The organism is Streptomyces sp. TAA040, from assembly GCF_000424845.1.
Window position 1 is genome coordinate 44,714 of sequence record NZ_AUKR01000013.1, and the last position, 25,897, is coordinate 70,610.

Below are 25,897 nucleotides of genomic sequence, written 5' to 3' on the forward strand. Positions count from 1 at the left end.
ACCCGCGCGGGAGGAGATCCCGTGAAGGAGCAAGACCGATGACCGCTCGAATCGACGCCGGCACTTCGGCAACGACGGAGGAGGCACGATGAGGGTTCTGCTACTCGGAGCCAACGGCTTCCTCGGCCGCTACGTGGCCGACCGGCTGCTCGCCGACCCGGCGGTGCAGCTCACCGCCCTGGGCCGGCGGGACGACGCCGACGTACGGTTCGACCTCTCGACCGGCAGCCCGGGCGCGCTGGCCCGGTTCCTGGACGCGGTGCACCCGGGCGTGGTGATCAACTGCGCCGGCGCGATCCGCGGCGGTGCGCGCGAGTTGACCCGGCACAACACCGTCGCCGCCGCCACCGTCTGCGAGTCGCTGCGGCGCAGCAGGTGCAATGCCCGGCTGGTGCACCTGGGCTGCGCCGCGGAGTACGGGCCGTCGCAGCCGGGTTCGTCCACGGCGGAGGACGCCGTGCCCCGGCCGGGCGGTCCGTACGGGGTCAGCAAGCTGGCCGGGACGGAGCTGGTGCTGGGGTCCGGACTGGACGCCCTCGTGCTCCGGGTGTTCTCACTGGCCGGCCCCGGCACTCCGGCCGGCTCGCCGCTGGGCCGGCTCGCCGAGTCGATGCGCCGGGCCATGCAGCACGGTGACCACGAGCTGAAGCTGGCCGGTCTCGGGGTGCAGCGGGATTTCGTGGACGTCCGGGACGTCGCCCGCGCGGTGCACGCCGCCTCGCTCTCGGCGGCCCAGGGGGTCGTCAACATCGGCACCGGGCGCGCCGTCCGGCTGCGCGACGCGGCGTCGGTGCTGGCGAGGGTGGCCGGGTACAGCGGCTCCATCCACGAACTGGACGAGCCGCACCTCGGCGGCGGACCGCCGGTGGCTCCCTACCCGGACGGTTGCGGGACGTGGCAGCAGGCGGACGTGCGGACCGCCCGGGACCGGTTGGGCTGGCGGCCGCGGACGGGTCTGGAGGAGTCGCTGGCGGACATCTGGATGGAGGCCGCGTGCCGTATCTGACACCGGCCGGGGCCCCGCTCGCCGGCCGACTCGGCGTCGGGGTCCCCGGATGGGCACACCCGCTGGTCGCGCCGGTGGAGTGGGCGGAGCTGTCCCGGCCCGGTCTGCCGCTGCACTGGGTGGTGCTCGACGTGGCACGGGGGCCGGGCGGGATGCCGGACCCGCGCTGCCTCACGGTCGCCGCCCGACTGCGGGAGGCTGGCGTACGGGTGCTGGGCCACCTCGATCTGCGGACCGGCGCCCGTCCGGCCGGCGAACTCGTCGCGGACGCCCGCCGTTTCCTGGACTGGTACCGGGTGGACGGCTTCTACCTGGCCCGCCCGCCCGGCGACCGGGCCGGCCGCGCGGGCACCGGCCGGGTCCTGTCCGCCCTGCGGGGCCTGGGTGGCAGCGGGCGTCCCGTGCCCCGTCTGGTGCTGGCGCACGGCGGCCACCCTCCGCACCCGGGGTACGCGGAACTCGCCGACCAGCTCGTCACCTTCCGCGGGTCCTGGACGGACTACCGTCGGTCGCCGACCGCTCCGTGGACAGCCGACCACCCACCGGACAGGTTCTGCCACCAGGTGCACGGGGTCCCGCGTGGGTGCCTGGACGAAGCGCTGCACGTCGCCCGCCTCCAGGGGGCGGGGACCGTGTACTTCACCGACCGGACCCCTCGGGCCGGCCTCGACCCCTGGGAGGGGCTGCCCGGTCACTGGGACGCTGTCGTCTCGAAGATCGGACCGGGTGTCTCGGAATGAGACGGGGCGTGGCAGTGTTGAGCGGAGGACAACCGTACGTTCCTACCAACCCACTGCTGAGGTCTCCGTGTCGTTGCCACCCCTGGTCGAGCCGGCTGCCGAGCTCACCGTCGACGAGGTCCGCAGGTACTCCCGCCATCTGATCATCCCGGACGTGGGGATGGAGGGGCAGAAGCGGCTGAAGAACGCCAAGGTCCTCTGCGTCGGTGCGGGCGGCCTGGGTTCGCCCGCGCTGATGTACCTCGCGGCCGCGGGCGTCGGCACGCTCGGCATCGTCGAGTTCGACGAGGTCGACGAGTCGAACCTGCAACGCCAGATCATCCACAGCCAGGCGGACATCGGTCGGCACAAGGCCGAGTCCGCCCGGGACACCGTGCTGGGGATCAACCCCTACACGACGGTCAACATCCACCGGGACCGGCTGGACTCCACCAACGTGATGGAGCTGTTCGCCGAGTACGACCTGATCGTGGACGGCACGGACAACTTCGCCACCCGCTACCTGGTCAACGACGCCTGCGTGCTGCTGAACAAGCCGTACGTCTGGGGCTCGATCTACCGCTTCGACGGCCAGGCCTCGGTGTTCTGGAGCGAGCACGGCCCCTGCTACCGCTGCCTCTACCCGGAGCCCCCGCCCCCCGGCATGGTCCCCTCGTGCGCCGAGGGCGGCGTGCTCGGTGTGCTCTGCGCCTCGGTCGGGTCGATCCAGGTAAACGAGGCGATCAAGCTGCTGATCGGCATCGGAGACCCGCTGCTCGGCCGGTTGATGATCTACGACGCGCTGGAGATGACCTACCGCCAGGTCAAGGTCCGCAAGGACCCGGAGTGCGCGGTGTGCGGCAAGGACCCCTCCGTCACCGAGCTGATCGACTACGAGGCGTTCTGCGGCGTGGTGTCCGACGAGGCGCAGGAGGCCGCGGCGGGTGCCACCATCACTCCGACCCAGCTCAAGGAGTGGATGGACGCCGGGGAGGACATCGACGTCATCGACGTGCGCGAACCCAACGAGTACGAGATCGTCTCGATTCCGGGAGCGCGGCTCGTCCCGAAGGACGACTTCCTGATGGGCGCCGCGCTCCAGGACCTTCCGCAGGACAAGAAGATCGTCCTGCATTGCAAGACGGGTGTCCGATCCGCGGAAGTCCTCGCCGTGCTGAAGAACGCGGGCTTCTCCGACGCCGTCCACGTCGGTGGCGGAGTCGTCGGCTGGGTGAACCAGATCGAACCGGACAAGCCGATCTACTGAACCGTACGGTGAGCGTGCGGATGGGCCGGGGTGCGTGCTGCGCCCCGGCCCCTTTCCGTGCCCCCCCGCACGGGTCGGGGCGCTCTCCGCTCCGGCCCGCTTCCGCCCCGCCTACAGCGCCTTGCGCTGAGTCAGGCGAGTGAAGGCCAGCCATCCCGGCAGGACCGGCAGCCAGAAGGTCAGCACCCGGTAGAGCAGCACCGCCGAGGTGGCGGTGGCGGTGCCGAGCCCGGCGATGGTGGTAAGCCCGACGATCAGCGCGCCCTCCACCGCCCCGAGCCCGCCCGGCGTCGGGGCCGCCGACCCCAGCGCGTTCCCGGCGAGGAACACCATCGCCACCACCACGAAACTGGCGCTGCCGCCGAAGGCCCGGATCGAGGCGTCCAGGCACATCACGAACGCCAGCGTCATCAGCAGCATGCCGCCGATTCCGCTGAGCAGCTTGCGCGGGCGCTGCACCACGTCGAGCATCCGCGGCACCACGCCGGCGAAGAGGGAGCGCACCCGGGTGGAGACGAACTTCCGCAGCGCCGGGACCGCCGTGACGACCAGGGCCAGCACCGCGGCCGTCAGCAGTCCTGCGATGACCGTGCGGGAGGGCGGGATGGACGGGGCCTGTTCCTTGCCGGTCAGATAGCCGAAGATCAGCAACAGTGTGATGTGGCTGGCCAGTCCGAAGAGCTGGGAGGCCCCCACGCTGGCCACTGCGTGCCCGGGACGCACCCCGGCCCGCTGGAGGAAGCGGGTGTTGAGCGCCACGCCGCCGATCGCCGCGGGGGCGACCAGCTTCACGAAGGAGCCGGCGACCTGCGCGGCGACCGTCCGTAGGAAGGGGACCTTCTCCGGCACGAAGCCGAGCAGGCTCAGCGCGGCGGCGAAGTAGGAGAGGGCGGAGAAGAGCATCGCCGCCATGACCCAGCCACCCTCGGCGTCCCGCACCAGATCGCCCAGGTTCACGTGGCTGAGCTGGGACAGCAGGAAGTAGGCGGCCAGCGCGCCGGCGATGAAGGTGATCAGGGTGCGGGGCCGGATCCGCTCCAGCCTGGCCGGCTCTACGGCCGCCTGCGGCCGGATCCGGAGCACCTGGTGCCGGATCTGGGTGAGCAGGTCCTCCTCGCGTGCCTCGGACATCGCCTCGTCCAGGGCGCGCTTGTCGGCGTGCCGCGCCGCCTTCTCGTCCCGCTTCGCGGCCAGGGTGCGCCCCGCGTCCCCGCTGGCGGCGGGGGACGTCTGCTCCCGCTCCTCCTTGCGGGCACGGGACGCGGCCAGCACCCGCTCGCGTTCCCGGGTGGCCCGCTCCTTGCCGAGCCGGCGCAGGGTCGCCCGGGTGGTGCGGCTGAGCGCGATCGGCTGGAGCAGCGGCAGGCTGTCCGCCACCGCGTCCGGGCCGAGTGCCTCCACGGCCGCGCGCACCGCCCGCCGGGCACCCACGCGCAGCCCGAAGGTGGTCAGCAGTTGGGCGATGTCCATCCGCAGGCTGAGATCGCCGGCGGCGATCTCGCCGGCCCGCAGGTCGGTCAGGAACACGGCGCCGGAACGATCCACCACCAGCGCGTCGCCGCTCAGCCGCCGGTGCGCGATCCGACGGGACTGGAGCGCGCTGACCTGCTTCCAGCCGGTCAGCATCAGCGCGTCGGTGATCTCGTCGTCCGGCAGGGCGTCCAGTGGGCGGCCGCCGACGTGCTCGTAGACCAGGATCACCGCGTCCGGGCCCAGCTCGGACGCGGCGATGAGCTTCGGGGCGTTGGCCCCCGCGGCGATGGCCGCGTACGCGAGCAGGGCCTCCTGCTCCAGCGCCTGGCGCAGCGACTGGAGGCTGTGCCGCTGGGCGATCCCGCGCAGTGCCAGCCGGCGCCAGGCGCGGTAGAAGTACCCGTGCGCCTGCTGTTCCCGGTCCACGATCGTCACGTCGAGGGGCGCCCCCTCCTCCAGGGTCACCAGGTACCGGCGGCCGCGGTCGTTGTCCGCCCGCTCCGCGGTGCCGGGCTCCTCGGCGCGCAGCGCGCTGACCGGGCGGAAGCCGACCCTGCGGAGGCCGGCGAGCAGGTTCTGCCCCGTGGGGCGGACGTTGGGGGTGCCGACGGCGTACAGCGTGCCGTAGGCCACCGTCCAGCCCAGCAGCACGGTCAGCAGGATGGCCACCGTCGTCATGTAGCCGCTGACCAGGACGGAGAGCGCGTCGGCGAGCAGCACCACCCAGAGCAGCACCCGCCAGTGCGGGCGGCGGGCCATCCCGACGGCCGTCATGTACGCGATGACCGGACCGAGGTAGTTGTGCACCGGGTCGGTCAGCCCCCCGGAGGGGGACGTCTTGATCAGCGCCTCCTGGATCGCGGCGGGCGCCCCGTCCGCCACCCACAGCGAGGTGGCCAGCGAGATCCCGTGCGCCAGGACGGCTGCGAGCACCCCGTCCGCGATCCGCAGCCCGTCCCGTTTGATCAGCCGCTCCACGGCGAACGCCACCGGCACGATCAGCACCGCGATGCTGGACACGAACGCCCCGATGCTGATCACCAGGGGCGGCGCCTGCCCGGCGCCCTTGTCGATGTCCTGCTCGATGCCCGCGGTGGTGCCGTGGGCGACGTAGGCGATGCCCAGGAGCACGGCGATGCCGAGCGCGCCGAGCAGGAACCGCAGCAGGTCCGAGGGCCGGTGCGCGCGGGCCGACAGTAGCGGCTCGTCGCCGTCCAGCCGCTCGGAACCGTCCTCGTCCGGACCTGCCGGCGCCGGCGGGTCGGACTCCGGCCCTCCGGACGCCCAAAACTGCTCCCCGGCTTCTTCTCTTCTGTCCCCTATCACGCCTCACCGCCCGAAAGATGGTGGCATGCGTCCCGCGGTGGACGCGGCATCAGGGGTGCCTCCGGTCGCGGCGCGCCCCCCGCGGCCGGCTGTCGGCGCCGTGCGGCAGCATGCCCCCTATGACTTCCCCCACGGAACGGCCGGACGCCTCCGGCAGTACGTCGCCCCCGCAGGGACCGCCCGGGTTGCCGGAGTACGCGGAACGGGTGCTGGAGGCGGTGGAGCGGATCCCGCCCGGCCGGGTGCTGACCTACGGGGACGTCGCCGAGTGGCTGGAGGAGGGCGGACCCCGCCAGGTCGGCGGGGTGATGTCCCGCTACGGTTCGGCCGTCCCCTGGTGGCGGGTGGTGCGGGCCGACGGTCGCCCCCTCCCGGGCAGCGAGCAGCGCGCGCTGGCCCGCTATCGCGCCGAGGGCACCCCGCTGCGCGCCGCGGCGCGCGAGGGCGGACCGCGGCGGCTCGACATGCGCCGGGCGCGCTGGGACGGCTGCGGGCCCGGCGCCGACGGCCCCGCGGACTGAGGCGCGGGAGCGGCACGGCACGGTGGCCGCCGGGCGCGGGGCGGTGACCGTCCGGGGCACCGCGGCGCGGACGGGGAGTGAGCGGTTCACAGACACCAGCTTCCGTCATCGGGGCGCGCGAAACGCAGCGACCGGTCCGTACGGAGTACAACCGGGAGGCGCTGCGACTCGGGTGCCGTCTGGCGTACCGTCGGTATCACCAAGCACAGACCCCAGGGCCGGCGATCCACGTGAGTTCCTCCATCAAGTCCGATGCGTACCGTCTGGTGCGTACGCCGCCGGGTCGGGCGGGTGTCCCTGATCTGGACGCAAGCCAGCGCGCGGTGGTTGACCACGACCCCGGACCGCTGCTGGTCCTGGCCGGTCCGGGCACCGGCAAGACGACCACGCTGGTGGAGTCGGTCTCCGAACGGGTGCGGCGCGGCGCCGACCCGGAGCGCCTGCTGGTGCTCACCTTCAGCCGCCGGGCCGCCGTCGAGCTGCGCGACCGGATGGCGGCGCGGATGCCCGGCGGAGCGCCGCAGGCGACCACCTTCCACTCCTACTGCTACGCCCTCGTCCGCGCCCACCAGGACGCGGAGCTGTTCGCCGAGCCGCTCCGGCTGCTGTCCGGCCCCGAGCAGGACCTCTACATCCGCGAGCTGCTCGCCGGCCAGCAGGAGCTGGCCGGCGACGGACGCGGCCGGGCCGGCTGGCCGGACGACCTGCGCGCCTGCCTGACCACCAGGGGCTTCGCCGACGAGGTGCGGGCTGTGCTGGCCCGCACCAGGGAGCTGGGTCTGGGCCCGCGGGAACTGGCCGGGTTCGCCCGCAGGACCGGCCGGCCCGACTGGTCCGCCGCCGCGGCCTTCCTCGCCGAGTACCTCGACGTCCTCGACATGCAGGGCGTGCTCGACTACGCGGAGCTGGTGCACCGGGCGGTGCTGCTCGCCGAGCGGCCGGAGCCGCACGGAGCGGCCGGTCGGCTGGCCGGGGCGTACGACGTCATCTACGTCGACGAGTACCAGGACACCGACCCCGCGCAGGTGCGGCTGCTGCGGGCCCTGACCGGCTCCGCCTCCCTGGTCGCGTTCGGCGACCCGGACCAGTCGATCTACGCCTTCCGCGGCGCGGACGTGAACGGCATCCTCGACTTCCGTGAGACCTTCCCCGGCGCGAAGCTGGCCGTCCTCACCACGCACCGCCGCTCGGCCGGCCGGCTGTTGGACGCCACCCGCAGGGTCACGGCGCGGATGCCGCTCGGTCGGCTGCCCGCCGCGGACGTACGGGCGCACCGCGCGCTGACGGCCACCAGGCCCGGCGGCCGGGTCCAGGCGTTCACCTGTCCCACGCCGGGAGCCGAGCTCGACCACATCGCCGACCTCCTGCGCCGTGCCCACCTGGAGGAGGGGACGCCGTGGTCCGAGATGGCGGTGCTCGTCCGCGCGGGCGGCCGTAGTCTGCCCGTTCTGCGTCGTGCGCTGACCTCGGCCGGCGTCCCGGTCGAGGTGGCCGGGGACGACCTGCCGCTGCGCCTGGAACCCGCCGTCGCCCCGCTGCTGACCGCCCTCCGGGCCGTCGCCGGGGCCGCGGTCGACGGCGGGCGGGACGCGGGACCGTCGGCCGGCGGCAGCCCGCCCCCGGCCGCCGACCCGCCGTCCGGTGAAGCGGAACGGGAACCGGTCGGGGGGCCCGAGGAGCCGACCGTCGGCTCCGGGGCCGCCCCGGGGGTGCCGGACATCGGGACGGCGCTCACCCTGCTCTCCTCGCCGCTCGGCGGCATGGACGCCGCCGACCTGCGCAAGCTCGGCCGGGCGCTGCGCGAGGAGGATCGGACCGCCGGGCGTCGGGTCCCGCGGTCGTCCGACGAGCTGCTCGCTCTCGCCCTGGCCGAACCGGAGCGCCTCGTGGCGCACGACCCCGCGTACGCCAGGGGCGCGCAGCGGCTCGGCAGGCTGTTGCGCAAGGCGCGCGAGCTGCTGGCCGGGGGCGGCACCGCGGAACAGGCACTGTGGGAGCTGTGGGACGGGACGCCCTGGCCGCAGCGGCTGGAGCGCGCGGCCCGGCGCGGCGGAGCAGCCGGGCGCAACGCGGACCGCGACCTCGACGCCGTGTGCGCACTGTTCGAGGTGGCCGGACGCGCCGAGGAGCGGAGCGGGGGGCGCGGCGCACTGAACTTCCTGGAGGAGCTCGACGCCCAGGACATCGCCGCGGACACCCTCGCCGCCCGCACCGTCCGTCCCGACGCGGTGCGGCTGATGACCGCCCACCGGGCCAAGGGGCTGGAGTGGCGGCTCGTCGTGGTGGCCGGTCTCCAGGAGGGCCTGTGGCCGGACCTGCGCCGGCGGGGTTCGCTGCTGGAGGCCGACCGCATCGGCCGGGACGGGCTCGCCGAGCCGCTCACGCCGGGGGCGATGCTCGCCGAGGAGCGCCGGCTGTTCTACGTGGCGGCCACCCGCGCCCGGGACCGTCTGGTGGTGACGGCGGTGCGGGCGGCGGCCGACGACGGCGACCAGCCGTCCCGCTTCCTCACCGAACTCGGCGTGGAGGCGATCGACGTCGCCGGCCGTCCGCCCCGCCCGCTGTCCGTCGCCGCCCTGGTCGCCGAACTGCGGGCCGCGACCGTTGACCCGGCGTCCTCCCCGGCGCTGCGCGAGGCGGCCGTGGAGCGGCTCGCCCGGCTCGGCGCGCTGCGGGACGAGGAGGGCGCCGCGCTCGTACCGGTGGCCCATCCGCAGCGGTGGTGGGGGCTGTACGAGCCGACCCGCAGCGAGGTGCCGCTGCGCGACCGCGCGCAGCCGCTCGCCCTGTCCGGCAGCGCGCTCGGCCAGCTGGGCACCTGCTCGCTCCAGTGGTTCCTGGGCCGCGAGGTCAGGGCGGAGGAGCCGGCCGGCACCGCGCAGGTCTTCGGCAACGTCCTGCACGTCCTGGCCGACGAGGTCGCCACCGGCACCACTCCCGCGGACCTCGCGGTGCTCAGGGAACGGCTGGACACCGTGTGGGACGCGCTCGCGTTCGAGGCGCCGTGGAAGTCCCGGCAGGAGAAGGAGAGCGCCCGCGAGGCCCTGGAGCGCTTCCTCCAGTGGCACGTGAGGGAGCGCGACGGGCGCCGCGCGGTGTCGACCGAGCAGGAGTTCGACGTCACCCTGCCCGCCGGCGGGTTCCAGGTGCGCATCCGCGGCAGCGTGGACCGGATCGAGCAGGACGCGACGGGACGCACCTACGTGGTCGACTTCAAGACCGGCCGGAACAAGCCCGCCGCCCGGGAGGTGGAACACCATCCGCAGCTCGGCGTCTACCAGCTCGCGGTGAGCACCGCCCCGCCCGGAGACGTCCCGCGCGACCCCGCCGCGGAGCCGCCCCCCGGGCGAGGCGGGCCGGACGCGGCCGAGGCGGCGGACGCGGAGCCGACCGTCGCGCTCCTGGGGGGAGCGGAGCTGGTCCACCTGCGACTGGCGGCAGCCGCGAAGGACGGCGGCGAGGAACTGCCCGCGGTGCAGCGGCAGGAACCGCTGAGCGGCCGGCCGGACGGCGACTGGGTCGGCCCGCTGCTCGGCGCCGCGGCCGGCCGGGTCCTGGACGAGCGGTTCACCCCGTCCCCGGGCCAGCACTGCACCTTCTGCACGTTTCGCGCGGCGTGCAGCGCCCGGCCCGAGGGCCGGCACGTGGTGGACTGACCGTTCGCCGGCCGGAGGCGGATGCGGGCATTGTCGGTGCCTGCCGCTACGGTCTCACCTGTGGCAGCACGGCTCGACGACCCCGAGCAGCTCAAGGAGCTCCTGGGGGTCCCCTTCACCCCGGAGCAGCTGGCGTGCATCACGGCCCCCACCGCGCCCCAGGTGATCGTGGCCGGCGCCGGCTCGGGCAAGACGACGGTGATGGCGGCCCGCGTCGTCTGGCTCGTCGGAACGGGCCAGGTCGCCCCGGAGCGGGTGCTCGGCCTCACCTTCACCAACAAGGCTGCCGGCGAGCTGGCCGAACGGGTCCGGCGGGCGTTGGTCGGGGCCGGGGTGGTCGACACCGATCCGCTTCCGGGCGAGGAGGAGGACACCGGCGAACCGGTCGTCTCCACCTACCACGCCTTCGCCGGCCGGCTGCTCAAGGACCACGGGCTGCGGATCGGCCTCGAACCCAGCGCCCGGCTGCTCGCCGACGCCACCCGTTTCCAGCTCGCGGCCTCCGTGCTGCGGGAGGCGCCCGGCCCGTTCCACGCTCTGACCACCTCGGTCGGCTCTCTGGTGGAGGAGCTGCTCGCCCTCGACGGCGAGTTGTCCGAGCATCTCGTGGCACCCGACCGGCTCCGCCGCCACGACACCGGGCTGGTGCGGCACCTGCGGGACAGCGGCGAGGTCCGGCTGAGCAACGAGGCGCTGCGCAGGGTCCCGGAGGCCGCCGAGGGCCGTCTGGAGCTGCTCGGCCTCGTGGAGGAGTACCGGGCCCGCAAGCGCAGGCTGGACCTGCTCGACTTCGGCGACCAGATCGCTCTCGCCGCCCGCCTCGCCCGCGATGTCCCCGAGGTGGGCCGCACGCTGCGGCAGGACTTCTCCGTCGTCCTGCTCGACGAGTACCAGGACACCTCGGTCGCCCAGCGCATCCTGCTCGCGGGGCTCTTCGGCGGCGGCACCGGCCACCCGGTCACCGCGGTCGGGGACCCCTGCCAGGCCATCTACGGCTGGCGCGGCGCCTCCGTCGCCAACCTCGACGACTTCCCCGAGCACTTCCCGCTGCGGGACGGCAGCCCCGCCCGCCGGTACTCGCTCAGCGAGAACCGGCGCAGCGGCGGTCGGCTGCTCGCGTTCGCCAACGAGCTGGCCACCGACCTGCGCGCCCGGCACGAGGGCGTCGCCGCGCTGCGCCCCGCGCCGGGCGCCGAGCGCGACGGGCTGATGCGGTGCGCGCTCCTGGACACCCACGCCCGGGAACTCGACTGGCTCGCCGACTCGCTCGCCCATCTGGTCCGGACGGGAACCCCGCCCGGGGAGATCGCCGTCCTGTGCCGGGGTGCGTCCGACTTCGCGGAGATCCACCGCTCCCTGGCGGCCAGGGAACTGCCGGTCGAGGTCGTCGGACTCTCCGGCCTGCTCCACCTGCCCGAGATCGCGGACCTCGTCGCCACCTGCGAGGTCCTCCAGGACCCCACGGCCAACGCGGCGCTGGTCCGGCTGCTCACCGGCCCGCGCTGGCGGATCGGTCCGCGCGACCTCGCGCTGCTCGGCCGCCGCGCCCGCCTGCTGGTGCCGGGTCCGGAGGGCCCCGAGGCGGACCCCGACCGCAGACTCGCGGCGGCCGTCGAGGGCACCGACCCGGCCGAGGTGATCTCCTTGGCGGACGCGCTGGACACCTTCCTGGCGTCCGCCGGGCCGGACGACGGACTGCCCTTCTCGGCCGCGGCCCGGGTGCGGTTCGCCCGGCTGGCCGCCGAGATCCGGGAGCTGCGCCGGCACCTCGCCGACCCGCTCATGGACGTGCTGCACCGCGTGCTCGCGGTCACCGGACTGGAGGTGGAGCTCTCCGCCTCCCCACAGGCGTTGGCAGCCCGTCGCCGGGAGACCCTCGGCACCTTCCTGGACCTGGCCGCCGGGTTCGCGGGACTTGACGGCTCGACGACGATGCTGGCCTTCCTCGGCTTCCTGCGCACCGCGGTGCAGTACGAGAAGGGCCTGGACAGCTCCCTTCCCGGCGGTGAGAACACGGTGAAGGTGCTCACCGCGCACAAGTCGAAGGGGCTGGAGTGGGACGTGGTCGCCGTGCCCGGCCTGGTCAGGGGCCAGTTCCCCAGCGAGCGCGGGCAGAGTTCCTGGCTCTCCCGCGCCAAGGTGCTGCCGCACCCGCTGCGCGGGGACGCCGACACGCTCCCCGGGCTCGACGCCTGGACCCCCGCCGCCCGCAAGCGGTACGACGCGGAGCTGAAGGGCCACCAGGCCACCGAGGAGCTCCGGCTCGGCTACGTCACCTTCACCCGCCCCCGCAGTCTGCTCCTGGCCTCGGGGCACTGGTGGGGGCCCAGCCAGAAGAAGCCGCGCGGCCCTTCCCCGTTCTTGGAGCGGATGCGGGAGCGACTGGAGCGCGACCCCGCGTCCGGCGAGGTCGAGCACTGGGCGGAGGAACCGGACGAGGAGGCCGTCGCAGCCGGCAATCCGGCCCTGGCCGAGCCCGAGGAGGAGCGGGCCTGGCCGATGCCGCTGGACCCCGGCGCGCTGGCCCGCCGCCGCTCCGCCGCCGACGCGGTGCTCACCCGGATGGCTGAACTCCGCGCCGCCGCCGAGCTTCCCGGCCCCCGGCACCCCGCCGACGGCCCGGCGGAGGGTCCGGCCGAGGACGCCGCAACCGACGCACCGGCGGAGGAGGGGGCTCCGGGCGAGGAAGCGCCGGGGAAGGGGGCGGCGCTCACCCCCGAGGAGCAGCGGCTGGCCGCCTCCTGGGACCGCGACCTCGACGCGCTGGCGGGCGAGCTGCGCCGGGCCCGGGAGACGGTGCGGGAGGTCGCCGTCCCTCCGACGCTCACCGCCTCGCAGGTGCTGCGGCTCGCCGCCGACCCGCAGCAGTTCGCCCGCGACCTGGCACGGCCGATGCCCCGGCCGCCGCAACCTGCCGCCGCCCGCCGCGGCACCCGGTTCCACGCCTGGGTCCAGTCGCGCTTCGAGACCCTTGCCCTGCCGATGCTGGGGCCGGACGAGCTGCCCGGCGCCGAGGGCGCCGACGGACTGCCGGCGGAGATCGCCGACGAGCGGGACCTGAGCGCGCTCAAGGAGGCGTTCAGCCGCACCCCGTACGCCCGCCGCACGCCGTACCGGGTGGAGGCGCCGTTCCAGCTGCCCCTGGCCGGCCGCATGATCCGCGGCCGGATCGACGCGGTGTACCGGGACGGCGACGGCTTCGAGATCGTGGACTGGAAGACCGGCCGCACGCACAGCGCCGACCCCCTGCAGCTCGCCGTGTACCGACTGGCCTGGGCGGAGCAGGAGGGACTGCCGCTGTCGGCGGTGCGGGCGGCCTTCGTCCAGGTCCGCACCGGGGAAGTGGTCCGTCCCGGGAACCTGCCCGACCGGGCCGGACTGGAGCGGTTGCTGCTCACCGGCCGTGCCGGGACGGCCCCGGGCACGACCGGCGAGGGAGAGGCGGACGCGTCGGACGCCGGCCCGCCGACGCGGCCCACCGCGCCCCGGGGCCCACGGGGTGCGGATGCGTCGGACCCCGCCGGCGGCGGATAGGCTCATATGCATGAGCATCACCCCGGACAGTGCTGTCCACGATCGCGTCCGGAGCGCGCGCGTCCCGCGCCTTCCCGGCCGCGCGGGGTGGTGGTACGCGCGGACGGTCCCGGCTCGGCCGGGCCCCGCAGGTCACGCCCCGCGGCAGCGCCCGACGCCCGGCGGCGGCCGGCCGACGGCCCGTGCCTCCTCGGGTGCCGGGGACGGCGCCCCGGTGGCCGCCGCCCTCCCCGCAGCCCCCGCACGCCCCGCGCCTCCGTCACCGGTGCCCGCACCGCCGACGCGGTGCCCGACAGCAGACGACGCGTCCTCACAGCCGACGAAGGGGAGCAGGAAACAGCAGTGACCACCTGGACCGAGCGCGCCACCCGCCCGCCCGTACCACTCGCCGGAGACGGCGGTATCGACCGGGGCGCCCACCACCGGCTGGACGAGGTCTGGCTGGCCGCCGCCTGGAGCCATCCCTCGACCCGGTGCTTCGTGGTCTCCAGCGGGCAGGTCCTCGTGCTGGACACCGAGGACCACCGCACCGAACTGGTGACGATGCCGTCCTTCGACGCGCCGCTCACCGAGGCCCACCGGTACTATCTGGGGTCCGACGCGGACGGGGTGCGCTACTTCGCGCTCCAGAAGGACACCCTGCCCGGCCGGATGGACGACCTCGCCCGCCCGGCCGGGCTGCGCGAGGCCGGGGCGCTGCTTTCCGAACGCGACTGCGCCCTGATGGCGCACGCCGTGGCGCTGGAGAACTGGCAGCGGTTGCACCGCTTCTGCTCCCGCTGCGGCCAGCGCACGGTGATCGCCGCCGCGGGGCACATCCGGCGCTGCCCGGCCTGCGGCGCCGAGCACTACCCGCGGACCGACCCCGCGGTGATCATGCTGGTCACCGATGAGCGGGACCGCGCACTGCTGGGACGTCAGGTGCACTGGCCGGAGGGCCGTTTCTCCACGCTGGCCGGGTTCGTGGAGCCCGGGGAGTCCATCGAACGCACCGTCGTCCGGGAGGTGTTCGAGGAGGCGGGGGTCAGTATCGGCGAGGTGGAGTACGTCACCAGCCAGCCGTGGCCCTTCCCGTCGAGCCTCATGCTGGGCTTCATGGCCCGGGCGACCTCGCCGGAGATCCAGGTCGACGGGGACGAGATCGAGGAAGCCCGCTGGTTCTCACGGGACGAGCTGCGCACCGCGATCGAGACCGGGGAGGTACTGCCCCCGTCCGGTATCTCCATCGCTGCACGACTCGTCGAGCTCTGGTACGGCAAGCCGCTGCCCCGGCCGCTCGTCTGACCGGTCCGTCTCGTCCGACCGAACGCCATCGGGAGCGCCGGGGCCAGGCCCCGGCGCTCCCGATGGCGGCTCATCCGCCGCCGGAACGGCGTCCGGGCGGCGGACGTCCGGCCCGCCTGTGTCAGCCGTGGCTCAGGCTCCGAGGGCCTGCTTGACCTGCGCCAGGCTCGGGTTCGTCATGACGACGGGATCGCCACCGGCTGCGGGGACCACCTGGAGCGTCGGGACGGTCTGGTTCCCACCGTTGGCCGTCTCGACGAAAGCGGCGGAAGCCGGGTCGTGCTCGATGTTGACCTCGGTATAGGCGATGCCCTCGCGCTCCATCTGGCCCTTGAGGCGGCGGCAGTAGCCGCACCAGGTGGTGCTGTACATCGTGACGGTTCCGGCCATGGGTTCTCGCGCTCCCTCTTGTCATCGTCTTCCCGGTCCGTGCGCGGCGCTGCTGGGCCCGTCCGCTCCGGGCCGGCCCGAGGCCGGCCGCACACCCGGCACTGGATCGAACGTACGGGACGGCCACGGCATTCCCGTACGTCCCCCGCCCCCTCCGTCGCCGTCGCACCACCGGCCGGACCGGCGCGGTCGTACGAACGCACCGGAGCTGTGGACGGGCAGAGCGGCGGCAGCGGCGGACCTGGCAGCATGGCGGGGTGACAGCAGCAACGCACTCCACCCTGTTCCCACCGGTGCCCGAGTCCCCGGACGCGGTGCTCGAAGGGCTCGATCCCGAGCAGCGCGAGGTGGCCACCTCGCTGCGCGGGCCGGTGTGCGTGCTCGCCGGGGCGGGCACGGGCAAGACCCGCGCGATCACCCACCGGATCGCCTACGGTGTGCGCGCCGGTGTCCTCCCGCCGGCCGGTGTGCTGGCCGTCACCTTCACCGCGCGTGCCGCGGGGGAGATGCGCGGGCGGCTGCGCCGGCTCGGCGCGGCCGGTGTGCAGGCGCGGACCTTCCACTCCGCCGCGCTCCGGCAGCTCCAGTACTTCTGGCCCAAGGCGGTCGGCGGCGAACTCCCGGCGCTGCTGGAGCGCAAGGCCGCGCTGGTGAACGAGGCCGCCGCCCGCAGCCGGCTGCGACTCGACCGCAACGAGCTCCGCGACGTCACCGGCGAGATCGAGTGGTGCAAGGTCACCCGGACCGTCCCGGAGGACTATCCGGCCGCCGTCGCGAAGGCCGGCCGGGAAGCGCCGCGCGCCGCCGCCGAGATCTCGGAGGTCTACGCCGGCTACGAGGCGCTCAAGCGGGAGCGCTCCGTGATCGACTTCGAGGACGTCCTGCTGCTCACGGTGGGGGTCCTCCAGGACCGCTTCGACATCGCCGAGCAGGTGCGCAGCCGGTACCAGCACTTCGTCGTCGACGAGTACCAGGACGTCAGCCCCTTGCAGCAGCGCCTGCTGGACCTCTGGCTGGGCGACCGGGACAGCCTGTGCGTGGTGGGGGACGCCAGCCAGACGATCTACTCGTTCACCGGAGCCACCCCCGACCACCTGCTGAACTTCCGGGCCCGCCACCCGCGGGCGACGGTCGTGAAGCTGGTGCGCGACTACCGCTCCACCCCGCAGGTGGTGCACCTCGCGAACGGCCTGCTGTCGCAGGCCCGCGGCCGTGCCGCCGAGAGCCGGCTGGAGCTGGTCTCGCAGCGGGAGCCGGGCCCCGAGCCCGGCTGGGCCGAGTACGCCGACGAGCCGACCGAGGCCGAGGGCATCGCCCGGCGTATCCGGCACTTGATCGACACCGGGACCCCGCCCAGCGAGATCGCGGTGCTCTACCGCATCAACGCCCAGTCCGAGATGTACGAGCAGGCACTTGCCGACCTCGGGGTGCCCTGCCAACTGCGCGGTGCCGAGCGCTTCTTCGAGCGGCCCGAGGTGCGCGAGGCGGGAGTGGCGCTGCGCGGGGCGGCCCGGGCGGGCGGCAACGACGCCCTGCTCGACGACACGGTCGGCCTGCCCTCCCAGGTGCGGGCGGTGCTCGGGACCAAGGGCTGGCGGGCCGAGCCGCCCGCCGGGTCCGGTGCGGTGCGGGACCGCTGGGAGTCGCTGGCCGCGCTGGTCCGGCTGGCGGAGGACATGAGCGCGGCCCGGCCGGAAGCCGGCCTCTCCGAGCTGGTGGCGGAGCTGGACGCGCGGGCCGGTGCCCAGGACGCGCCCACGGTCGAGGGCGTCACCCTCGCCTCGCTGCACTCGGCGAAGGGGCTGGAGTGGGACGCCGTCTTCCTCTCCGGTCTCACCGAGGGAATGATGCCGATCACCTACGCCAAGACGGACGAACAGGTCGAGGAGGAGCGACGGCTGCTCTACGTGGGGGTCACCAGGGCCCGTCGGCACCTCACGCTCTCCTGGTCGCTGGCCCGCTCGCCGGGCGGTCGTGCGGTGCGCCGTCCGAGCCGCTTTCTGGACGGCCTCCGCCGGGGCGGCTCCGCCGGCTCCGTCGCGCGGCCGTCGGTGAGCCCCGGAAGCGCGGGGTCGGTGGAACGCGGCGGCGTCCCGGAGCCCAGGGCGAAGCGCCACCTGGTCCGCTGCAGGGTCTGCGGCCGGGCGCTGACGGACGCCGGCGAGATGAAGCTGATGCGCTGCGAAAGTTGTCCCTCGGAGCTGGACGAGGCCCTCCACGAGCGGTTGACGCAGTGGCGCGCGGAGCAGGCCCGGCGGATCGGCCAGCCGGCGTATTGCGTGTTCACCGACAAGACGCTCCTCGCCATCGCCGAGGCGGTGCCGGAGGACGAGGCGGAGCTGCACCGGATCTCCGGTGTCGGAGCCCGCAAGACACGGCGCTTCGGTGCCGATGTCCTCGCTCTCTGCGCAGGTGAGCAGTTTCCGGAAGAAGCGGAATAAATCATTCCAGGATCGGTTTCGGAGGTGAACGCAAACCCGGGCGAAAAAATGGTTTGCGTCCGGCGCCGAAACCCTCATAGCCTTCCGGTCATGGAGAGCGCGGGCTACTCGCCGCACACTTTCCATGCTGTACTTGCTCCTGAAAACACTCGGGGCCGGCTCAGGCCGGTCCCCCCGATGCGCCGAGAGGAGGCGAGCCCGGTGATCGACTTCATTGCCACCACCACAATGACCGACCGCTCGGTCGTCGCCCCCTGCCTGCTCGGCGTTTCCGCCGCACGTGCCACCGGGTTCGCCGGTGTCCGCGTCGGCAATGTCCGGCCGACCAAGGCATCCGCGGCAGCAGCGCTGGCACAGGCGAGCGCCTATGCCACCTCGCTCGCGGTAGTGGATGCCGGCGCGGGTCGCCAGAAGACGCAGCACCCCGAGATGTGGGCCTTCCGTGGGCCTGACCCCTGGAGAGGATCAACCTGATCGGCGAGATCAGGTCGGCACCTTCCAGGGCCGCGGAACCCGTATCGGGCTCCGCGGCCCTTCTGTTTTGCCCAGCCGCCTGTCCGGCCACCCGCCGGACGACGACGGACGAGGAAGAAAAGCACCCGTGCAGACACCGACGCACACGCCGCCGCGCACCACCGACCTGAATCCGCCTGATACCACGGAGGCCCCGTTGACCCCCCTGACCACGCTCACCGAGCTGGACGACGCCATCGACCGACTCGGTGTGGCCGTGCCCTGCCGCAGCTACGACCCGGAGGTCTTCTTCGCCGAGGCGCCGGCCGACGTGGAGTACGCCAAGTCGCTCTGCGGCACCTGCCCGCTGCGGGACGCCTGCCTCACCGGTGCGAAGGACCGTCGTGAGCCGTGGGGTGTCTGGGGCGGCGAGCTGTTCGTCCAGGGCGTCGTGGTTCCCCGCAAGCGGCCCCGCGGCCGTCCGCGTAAGAACCCGGTCTCGGCATGAACGCCCCCGGCACCCTCGACCGACCGTCCGGCCACGGACCCATGAAGCAGGACCTGATGATCGACTTCACCCTCAGCGTGAAAACCTCCGAACGCGGCCGTTCCGACGAGACCGCCTCTCCCCGGAACAGGACCCGAGAAATGCAACTCATGCCAGAAACCCTGAGCAGGACCCGAATGCAGGACTACTTGACCGAAGCCGAGTCGGATCGTGTCGCCCGCCGGGTAATCACTGCCCGCCGGATGCAGCGCAAGGCCGAGCGGGCCTCACGCCGCGCCTGTCGTGCGCTCGCCACGGCGCTGATGCACTGAACCCGCCGTGACCGCTCCCGTCCCGCCTCCGCGCGGGGCGGGAGTGCGGCTCGCCCCGCGCGGGAGCCGGTCAGCTCGGTCGGGAGCCACGTGCCGTGCGTGCCGTTCCGTGTTCGTTCGCGCCCCGGTGTACGGCTCAGGTCCCGGCGTCCCCACCCGTCGCTCCCGTCGCTCCCGAACCGGCGCCCCTCTTCGTGGCTCCACCGGTCGGCTTCGCCGCAGTGGCCCTCCGTGCGGCCGTCTTCTTCGCCGTCGTCTTCTTCGCCGTCGTCTTCGCTGCCGTTCTGTTGGCAGAGGTCCTCTTGGCCGGGGCCTTCTCGCCGCCGTTCTTCGGGGAGCCGGTCTCTGGGGCCGGGGCCCTCGCGACGGTGGCCTTCCGCGCCGCCGCCTCGGCAGGCGCCCCGACCGGCTTCTTCTTCGCTTTCGCCCCGGTCGCCGTGCCCTTCGCAGCCCCCCTCGACTTCGGCTCCGCCTTCGACCGCCCCGCCGGAACGACCGGTTCCTCCTCCGGGAGGAATCCGGGCAGCCAGGTCTCCATCTCCTCCCGGAGCCGTACCGTGGCTCCGAGCTGGCAGAGGACACCGATGGTGCTGAGCGTGACGCGGTGGATCAGCAGGTAGGACGGCGGCAGGTTGAGCTGTTTGCCCAACTGGTGCGCGGGCGAGCGTGGGTCGGCGATCCGGGTCGCCTGTTCACGTATCCAGCCGCGGGAGAACGTGAACTCATCCACTCTGCCCGGCTCGATGATCGGCAGCAGGTAGTCGAGTACCTCGTCCGCTTCGAGGTCCATTCCCTCCCGGACGAAGCCCTCCTCCCGCAGCAGTGCGTAGACCCCGGCCGCATCGCCCGCCAAGGTCATCCGCAGCGCGTGGCCGATGGTGGGGGGCAGTCCGTCCGGCAGCCGGTCGACCGTGCCGAAGTCCATCACGCCGAGCCGGCCGTCGGCCAGCAGACGGAAGTTGCCGGGGTGGGGATCGGCGTGCAGCAGCCCGGTCCGTGCGGTACCGGCGAAGAGGAAGCGGGCCAGCAGTTGTCCTGCCCGGTCGCGGTCCTCCGTGCTGCCCTCCCGAATGATCTCGGAGAGCGGGCGGCCCGCCATCCACTCCGTCACGAGGAGCTGCTCGCACTGGTGCACCACGTCCGGGACCCGGACGTCCGGATCGTCGGCGAACTCCACGGCGTGGGCCCGCTGGGCCGCCGCCTCCAGGGAGTAGTCGAGTTCCTCCGAGACTCGGTCGCGCAGCTCGGAGATCAGGGGCTTGACGTCCATACCGGGCACGAGCGGCCCCAGGAGCCGGGCGAACCGCCCCAACTGGTTGAGATCGGAGATCAGTGCCTTGCCGGCGCCCGGGTACTGCACCTTGACAGCGACCTCCCGGCCGTCGTGCCACACCGCGCGGTGCACCTGGCCGATGGAGGCGGCCGCCGCCGGCTTGTCGTCGAACTCCTCGAAGAGCGCATGCCAGTCCTCACCCAGTTGCTCGGCGAGCACGCCGTGCACGGTTCCGACCGGCATCGGGGGAGCGGCTTCCTGGAGTTTGGTGAGAGCGGCGCGGTAGGGACCGGCCATGTCCTCGGGCAGCGCGGATTCGAAGACGGACAGCGCCTGCCCGAGCTTCATCGCCCCTCCCTTCAGCTCGCCCAGGACCCGGAAGAGCTGATCGGCGGTGCGTTGCTGCACCTCGTTGCTCACGAGATCCGCGGAGTAGCCGCCGATTCGCTTGCCGAGTCCCCAGGTGGCCCGCCCCGCGAAACCCAGCGGCAGGGCCGCCAGTCTGGCGGTGCGGGTGACGGCCTTGCGCGGAAGATCTGACATGCGCCCCTCCAACTCGCCGGCAGCAAGAAGCTGCTACGACGCCATTGTGACCTGTTGCGGATCCGTTGCGGACGTGGTGGGGGCGGCCCGAGCCGCCGCGGCGCCGCAGGGGCACTCGCGGTGCGGTCTCAGTTTCCCCTGCTCCCGCCGCAGATCCGGAAGGACGAACGAGGTGCGTACGCCCGCGCCGGGGGTGCCGTCGCCGTCGAGGAAGGCGAGGGCGTGTGCCGCGGCCGCCCCGGCGACGACCGAGGACAGCGCGGTGTCGCAGGCCGGCACGCCGGTCCGCCGGGCGGAGCGCCACTGCCCCACCACCAGGGGCCAGGCGGGTTCCCGCTCGGCCCGGTCGAGCAGGAGGCATTCCGCGCAGGCCGTGGACCCGGGCAGGACCAGGGGGCCGACGAAGCCCGTTCCCTCGACCACTCCGGTGTAGAGATGAGGCCGCCCTGCGGCGAGCAGTTCCCGTGCTGCCGCCGGATCGGGGGCGTAGGAGGCCAGGCCGTCCCGTGGGGCGAGCACGACGAGACCCAGCCCCGGCCCCAGCGACCCGCCCTCCTCCCTCGGCGGCCTCGCCCAGGGCGAGGCCTGCCGGACGGCGTGGCGCAGTGCCGCCAGCCGCCGCTGGCCGGTCTGCGCGGCCGCCACTCCGCCCGGGGCGGCGTCCCAAGGGGTGACGCAGCCGCCGTCGGTGGCGTCGACGTGTCCGACGCCCGCCGCCGAGAGCAACGCGGCCAGTGTCGCCCCCACCCGCCCGCCGCCGCGTACCTGCACTCGCGCGGACCTGCGGGCAGCCAGACGCCGCACGGCCCCGCCGGGCTCCGGATGCAGGACCGACAAGGACGCCAGGTCGGGGCGCAGCCGCTCGTTCACCACGGCAGCCGCTCGCCGCTCCGCCGTGGGATCGTCCAGCACTCCCGCGCGGGTGAGGCGCTCGACCAGGCGGTCCGCGGTGTCCCGGGCGAGTCCCATGCCGCGGGCCGCTTCGCGGAGCTGCGGGAGGCTGCGGGTGCCGTCCAGCAACTCCAGGAAGCTGCCGGTCGCGGTGTCGACCGGGTGCAGCACGACCGCGTGTGCCGGGGCCACGCCGTATTGCACGGTGTGGCGGTCCCGCCAACTGCGCCGGAGCGCGGGCTTGATCATCGGGTGCACGGTGGCCCTTCCCCTCACTGCCCCGGGTCCCGCCCGGAGGGCTTGCCCGGTGTTCCGGTCTGCACGGTGTGCCGGGGGTGCGCCGCCGCACGCACCCCGGTCTTCGGCCAGCATGCGCGAGGCGGTCGCTCCGTGCGGAAAGTTGTCCACAAGTGGTGGGTCATCATCCTATTTGTGCTGTCGGGCACGGCGTGGCCCCGGCGCGGGGGGCCAGGGATTTCCGTGCGCGGTCGTCCGGAGCGGACTACTTCCGCCGGGCAGCGGGTAACGTCGGAGCGTGCCCGCCGAACCGCTGAACAGCACCGGCCGCCGGCGTCGCGCCCGACCGCCGGCGGCTCCACCGGGGCAGGGCGCCGCGCTGCCGAACGGTGTCGAGGTGCGCCGCAGCGCCCGGCGCCGCCGCACGGTGTCCGCCTACCGCGACGGCGACCGCACCGTGGTGCTGCTGCCGGCCCGGATGAGCGCGGAGGAGGAGCAGCGCTGGATCGGTGTGATGCTCGATCGGCTGGCTGCCCAGGAGAGCCGCCGCAAGCCGGCCGAGGGCGAGCTCGTCGAGCGGGCCGCCAGGCTCTCCGCGCAGTACCTGGAGGGTCGCGCCGTCCCCGCCTCCGTGCGCTGGGTCACCAACCAGAACACCCGTTGGGGTTCCTGCACTCCCGCGGAGGGCAGCATCCGCCTCTCGCACCGCCTCCAGGGCATGCCGGAGTACGTCATCGACTACGTACTGCTGCACGAGCTGGCCCATCTGCTGGTCCCCGGGCACGGCGCCCGCTTCTGGCGCCTGCTGGAGAGCTACCCGCGCACCGAGCGGGCCCGCGGTTTCCTGGAGGGCGCCGCCGCGGGTGACCGCGGGCCGCGCGCCCCCTGACGCGCCGTCCGGCGCTCCCGAATCCCACGGCCACCACACCGCCGCCGGCACCCGCTAGCCTGACGCTGGACAGTTTTCAGCCACGGGATGGGGGACGGCGTTACGTATGGGCAGGGAATTCCAGCGCGGTCACAAGACCAAGCTCAGCGACCTGACAGCCGGCACCGACCTCTATGTGGGCGTGCGTATCGACGCTCCCGGGCTGACCTTCGACATCAGCTGCTTCGGCCTGGACGGCCAGGAGCGGCTCTCCGACGACCGGTACTTCATCTTCTTCAACCAGCCGAAGTCGCCCGAGGAGGCGATCCAGCAGCTCGGCCCGCAGGCGGGCGACACCGAGTCGTTCCGGGTGACCCTGGACCGCGTCCCCGAGGCGGTGCAGCGCCTGTCGTTCACCGCGACCATCGACGGCGACGGGCAGATGTCCCAGGTGGCCCCGGGGTATCTGCGGATCGTCGCCGGCGGAGAGGAGGTGGCCCGCTACGCCTTCGACGGGTCCGAGTTCAGCACTGAGCGAGCGGTGATGCTCGGTGACCTCTACCTCAAGGACGTCTGGCGCTTCGCCGCGGTCGGGCAGGGCTTCGACGGCGGCCTCGACGCGCTGCTGAAGAACTTCGGCGGCGAGGTGGCGGAGGAGCAGGGGGAGCCGGAGGCACCGGAACCCGCCGCGGCGCCCGGCTTCGCCCCGCCGAGCGGCCCGGCACCCGGCTTCGCCCCGCCCGCACAGGCGGTACCGCCGCCCGCGGCGCCCCAGGCTTTCCCGTCGCCCCAGCCGGCGGTACCGCACCACGCGGCCCCCACCATGGCCGCTCCGCTGAGCCCGCCGGCGCCGCATGCGCCCCCCGGGCCGCCCGTCTCGCCTGCGCTCGTCCTGCAGCAGCCGGGGCCGGGTGCGCAGTACGCCGCCCCGCCGGGACAGTCCGGCATGCAGGCGCCACCTGGCTACCCGGCTCCCCCCGGCCCGCCGTCCGGCTATCCGATGCCGCCCGGCCGGCAGGCGCACGGGAGCGCCGGGGTCCCGCAGGGCGGGCCCACCGGCCTCGCGGTGACTCTGGAGAAGTACCGGGAGGCCCCCACCGGCCAACGGTGGACCCTTCAGAACGGGCAGCTCGCCCGGGTCGACCTCGGAGTCGATCCGCAACCGGTCCTCGCGCGCCAGGGCAGTATGGTGCTCTACCAGGGCAAGGTCGACTTCGGCTACAAGAGCGCCGGCTTCACGGGCAGGATCGTGGGCAATGCCACCGGTCAGGAGATGCAGCTCATGCGCTGCACCGGCAGCGGTCAGGTGTTCCTCGCCGAGGACGCCTCCTACCTGCATCCGATCGAACTCCAGGGCGACGCGATCTGCGTCTCCGCCGAGCGGGTGCTCGCCTTTGACGAGTCGCTCCAGTACGAGGTGCGCCGGATCGAGGGTCACGGGATCCCCGGCGGCGCGCTGTTCACCATGCAGTTCCAGGGCACCGGCACCGTCGTGGTGAAGACGCACGGGACGCCGGTCGTGCTCCCCGTCACCCCGACCACGTTCGCCGACGCCGACGCGGTCGTCGCCTGGTCGGCCGCCGCGCAGGTCGTCGTCTCCAGCCAGGTGCGGCTGCGGAGGCAGGCCTACCCGGGCCACAGCGGGGAGAGCGTAAACCTCCAGTTCCGCGGCGCCCCGGGCAACTTCATCGTCGTCCAGCCCTACGAGGTCTGAAGGGGCCGCCATGAACCAGCAGACGATCACGGGCTTCTCCCCCACCGAGCCGGCTGCCCGTATGGAGAACCACGGCAGCAGCATGCTGAAGGTCGCGATGGCGAGCGGCCACGACCTCTTCGCCCGCACCGGCTCGATGGTGGCCTACGAGGGCTTCGTCCAGTACGAGGCGAACCCGCCCGCCGTGCGCCGGATGGCCTCGCAGTGGCTCACCGGCGAGGGCGCGCCGCTGATGCGCTGCCACGGCGACGGGCTGCTCTACCTGGCCGACTACGGTGCGGACGTGGTGGTGCTCAACCTCGCGGACGACAGCCTGTCGGTGAACGGCACCAACGTCCTCGCGTTCGACGCCCGTCTGCAGTGGGGCGTGGAGCGGGTGAAGGGCATGGCGAAGTTCGCCGGGCAGGGTTTGTCCAATGTCCAGATCTCCGGGACCGGCTGGGTCGCGCTCACCTCCCGCGGCACCCCGGTCGTGGTGGACTGCGGGCGCGGTGCCGACGAGACCTGCGTCGATCCGGACGCGCTCGTGGCCTGGTCCACGAACCTGAAGGTGAAGGGCAAGCGCAGCTTCAAGGCGTCCGCCCTGATCGGGCGCGGCAGCGGCGAGGCCTATCAGCTGGGCTTTTCCGGCCAGGGGTTCGTCGTCGTACAGCCCAGCGAGGACAGCGCCGATCGCCTCCGGGCGCGTGGCTGAGAGGAGCGTACAGAGATGCAGAGCCCGCTTTTCGCCTACACCGAGGTCCAGACCGCGGACCGCTACGCGCTCCAGAACGACAAGCTGCTGAGGGTCGCCCTCACAGGACAACAGGACGTACTGGCCCGCAAGGGCAGCATGGTCGCCTACCAGGGCATGGTCGAGTTCGACGGGGAGTACCGCAGCCAGGGGCAGCGCCGCTCCCGGGCGCGTACCGGCGAGGGACTGGACCTGATGCGCTGCTCGGGGCAGGGATCGGTCTTTCTGGCCAACCTCGCGCAGACGGTGCACATCGTCGACGTCGATCAGGAGGGCCTCACCGTCGACGGTGCCTATGTGCTGGCGCTCGACTCGCACCTGCACTGGGACGTCATCAGCGTCGACAGCCAGTACGGCGTCTCGGGTTCGGGCAAGTACAACCTGGCCATCTCCGGGCAGGGGAAGGTCGCGCTGATGACCTCGGGCCATCCGCTGATGCTGCGGGTCACCCCGCACACCTACGTCAACGCCGACTCCGACGCGGTGGTCGCCTGGTCGACCTCGCTGCGGGTGCAGATGCAGGCGCAGACCAGCTCGTCCGGGGTGTGGCGGCGCCGAGGGCAGACCGGGGAGGGCTGGGAGCTGAGCTTCATGGGCGAGGGGTTCGCCCTCGTCCAGCCCAGCGAGCTGCTCCCGCCCCAGGCGGCCGTGGTCGGCCCCGGGGTCCGCGGCCAGTACGGCGTGGGCGCCCAGGGCGGCCAGGGCAACATCTTCACCAACTGACGGCTGCCGGGGCCCGGCACCGACCG

18 protein-coding genes and 1 pseudogene are annotated in these 25,897 nt (G+C 73.6%); 15 read left to right on the forward strand and 4 right to left on the reverse strand.

What is annotated here, in order from left to right:
* Positions 1 to 88 precede the first annotated feature (88 nt).
* The 3 genes from H300_RS0113260 (at position 89) to moeZ (ending at position 2,992) form a co-directional block, all read left to right on the forward strand.
* A complete protein-coding gene (locus H300_RS0113260; protein WP_028427819.1) occupies positions 89 to 1,006 on the forward strand; it encodes an NAD-dependent epimerase/dehydratase family protein in 918 nt (305 codons plus the stop codon).
* A complete protein-coding gene (locus H300_RS0113265) occupies positions 994 to 1,746 on the forward strand; it encodes a spherulation-specific family 4 protein (RefSeq protein ID WP_028427820.1) in 753 nt (250 codons plus the stop codon). The genes H300_RS0113260 and H300_RS0113265 overlap by 13 nt, the downstream gene beginning before the upstream one ends.
* A 67-nt stretch (positions 1,747 to 1,813) precedes the next feature.
* Positions 1,814 to 2,992, forward strand: coding sequence for an adenylyltransferase/sulfurtransferase MoeZ (moeZ, locus tag H300_RS0113270; protein WP_028427821.1), 1,179 nt, complete (start codon positions 1,814 to 1,816; stop codon positions 2,990 to 2,992).
* Between the two features lie 111 nt (positions 2,993 to 3,103).
* On the opposite strand, the gene H300_RS26690 is transcribed toward moeZ, so the two are convergent.
* Positions 3,104 to 5,791: a lysylphosphatidylglycerol synthetase family protein gene (locus H300_RS26690; protein ID WP_051270014.1), complete on the reverse strand. Its 2,688-nt coding sequence runs from the start codon at positions 5,789 to 5,791 to the stop codon at positions 3,104 to 3,106.
* Positions 5,792 to 5,910: 119 nt separating this feature from the next.
* Between H300_RS26690 and H300_RS0113280 the strand changes: the two genes are divergently transcribed.
* The 4 genes from H300_RS0113280 (at position 5,911) to nudC (ending at position 14,786) form a co-directional block, all read left to right on the forward strand.
* The gene (locus tag H300_RS0113280) at positions 5,911 to 6,312 is read left to right on the forward strand and encodes an MGMT family protein (RefSeq protein WP_037980225.1); all 402 of its coding nucleotides are present in this window, start codon (positions 5,911 to 5,913) and stop codon (positions 6,310 to 6,312) included.
* Between the two features lie 242 nt (positions 6,313 to 6,554).
* Positions 6,555 to 9,968, forward strand: coding sequence for an ATP-dependent DNA helicase (locus H300_RS0113285; RefSeq protein ID WP_051270033.1), 3,414 nt, complete (start codon positions 6,555 to 6,557; stop codon positions 9,966 to 9,968).
* 60 nt (positions 9,969 to 10,028) lie between these two features.
* Complete coding sequence (locus H300_RS26695; protein ID WP_078515964.1) at positions 10,029 to 13,502, forward strand: UvrD-helicase domain-containing protein; 3,474 nt, start codon at positions 10,029 to 10,031, stop codon at positions 13,500 to 13,502.
* Between the two features lie 342 nt (positions 13,503 to 13,844).
* Complete coding sequence (nudC, locus tag H300_RS0113295) at positions 13,845 to 14,786, forward strand: NAD(+) diphosphatase (RefSeq protein ID WP_028427824.1); 942 nt, start codon at positions 13,845 to 13,847, stop codon at positions 14,784 to 14,786.
* 132 nt (positions 14,787 to 14,918) lie between these two features.
* On the opposite strand, the gene H300_RS26700 is transcribed toward nudC, so the two are convergent.
* On the reverse strand, positions 14,919 to 15,176 hold the full coding sequence (locus H300_RS26700; RefSeq protein WP_037980227.1) for an NrdH-redoxin: 258 nt from the start codon (positions 15,174 to 15,176) through the stop codon (positions 14,919 to 14,921).
* A 257-nt stretch (positions 15,177 to 15,433) separates the two neighbouring features.
* On the opposite strand from H300_RS26700, the gene H300_RS26705 reads away from it, so the two are divergent.
* From H300_RS26705 to H300_RS0113320, 4 genes are all read left to right on the forward strand, one after another.
* Positions 15,434 to 17,617 carry an ATP-dependent DNA helicase UvrD2 gene (locus tag H300_RS26705; RefSeq protein ID WP_051270015.1) on the forward strand — a complete coding sequence of 728 codons (2,184 nt, stop codon included), beginning with the start codon at positions 15,434 to 15,436 and terminating at the stop codon, positions 17,615 to 17,617.
* 201 nt (positions 17,618 to 17,818) lie between these two features.
* Positions 17,819 to 18,091 (forward strand): hypothetical protein, encoded by a 273-nt coding sequence (locus tag H300_RS0113310; protein WP_028427825.1) that lies wholly within the window; start codon positions 17,819 to 17,821, stop codon positions 18,089 to 18,091.
* Between the two features lie 127 nt (positions 18,092 to 18,218).
* Entirely contained in the window at positions 18,219 to 18,578 is a 360-nt protein-coding gene (locus H300_RS0113315; RefSeq protein WP_028427826.1) for a WhiB family transcriptional regulator, read from the forward strand.
* A gap of 56 nt (positions 18,579 to 18,634) precedes the next feature.
* Entirely contained in the window at positions 18,635 to 18,889 is a 255-nt protein-coding gene (locus H300_RS0113320; RefSeq protein WP_486583818.1) for a hypothetical protein, read from the forward strand.
* A gap of 496 nt (positions 18,890 to 19,385) precedes the next feature.
* On the opposite strand, the pseudogene H300_RS26710 reads toward H300_RS0113320, so the two are convergent.
* Both H300_RS26710 and H300_RS0113335 read right to left on the reverse strand, forming a co-directional pair.
* A pseudogene (locus H300_RS26710) lies at positions 19,386 to 20,705 on the reverse strand (ABC1 kinase family protein); the annotation flags it as partial.
* A gap of 33 nt (positions 20,706 to 20,738) precedes the next feature.
* On the reverse strand, positions 20,739 to 21,845 hold the full coding sequence (locus tag H300_RS0113335) for a ThiF family adenylyltransferase (protein WP_106966833.1): 1,107 nt from the start codon (positions 21,843 to 21,845) through the stop codon (positions 20,739 to 20,741).
* Positions 21,846 to 22,131: 286 nt separating this feature from the next.
* Between H300_RS0113335 and H300_RS0113340 the strand changes: the two genes are divergently transcribed.
* The 4 genes from H300_RS0113340 to H300_RS0113355 all read left to right on the forward strand — a co-directional run bounded on the left by H300_RS0113340 (position 22,132) and on the right by H300_RS0113355 (position 25,871).
* A complete protein-coding gene (locus tag H300_RS0113340) occupies positions 22,132 to 22,722 on the forward strand; it encodes a M48 metallopeptidase family protein (RefSeq protein WP_028427829.1) in 591 nt (196 codons plus the stop codon).
* A 106-nt stretch (positions 22,723 to 22,828) separates the two neighbouring features.
* The gene (locus H300_RS0113345) at positions 22,829 to 24,415 is read left to right on the forward strand and encodes a TerD family protein (protein ID WP_028427830.1); all 1,587 of its coding nucleotides are present in this window, start codon (positions 22,829 to 22,831) and stop codon (positions 24,413 to 24,415) included.
* Between the two features lie 10 nt (positions 24,416 to 24,425).
* Positions 24,426 to 25,109: an AIM24 family protein gene (locus H300_RS0113350; RefSeq protein WP_028427831.1), complete on the forward strand. Its 684-nt coding sequence runs from the start codon at positions 24,426 to 24,428 to the stop codon at positions 25,107 to 25,109.
* A gap of 15 nt (positions 25,110 to 25,124) precedes the next feature.
* Positions 25,125 to 25,871, forward strand: coding sequence for an AIM24 family protein (locus H300_RS0113355; protein WP_028427832.1), 747 nt, complete (start codon positions 25,125 to 25,127; stop codon positions 25,869 to 25,871).
* Positions 25,872 to 25,897 lie beyond the last annotated feature (26 nt).

Coding starts and splice junctions, on each gene's coding strand:
- H300_RS0113260 (WP_028427819.1), top strand. CDS start 89: ATGAGGGTTCTGCTACTCGGAGCCAACGGCTTCCTCGGCCGCTACGTG.
- H300_RS0113280 (WP_037980225.1), top strand. CDS start 5,911: ATGACTTCCCCCACGGAACGGCCGGACGCCTCCGGCAGTACGTCGCCC.
- H300_RS26700 (WP_037980227.1), bottom strand. CDS start 15,176: ATGGCCGGAACCGTCACGATGTACAGCACCACCTGGTGCGGCTACTGC.
- H300_RS0113320 (WP_486583818.1), top strand. CDS start 18,635: ATGATCGACTTCACCCTCAGCGTGAAAACCTCCGAACGCGGCCGTTCC.
- H300_RS0113335 (WP_106966833.1), bottom strand. CDS start 21,845: ATGATCAAGCCCGCGCTCCGGCGCAGTTGGCGGGACCGCCACACCGTG.
- H300_RS0113345 (WP_028427830.1), top strand. CDS start 22,829: ATGGGCAGGGAATTCCAGCGCGGTCACAAGACCAAGCTCAGCGACCTG.
- H300_RS0113350 (WP_028427831.1), top strand. CDS start 24,426: ATGAACCAGCAGACGATCACGGGCTTCTCCCCCACCGAGCCGGCTGCC.
- H300_RS0113355 (WP_028427832.1), top strand. CDS start 25,125: ATGCAGAGCCCGCTTTTCGCCTACACCGAGGTCCAGACCGCGGACCGC.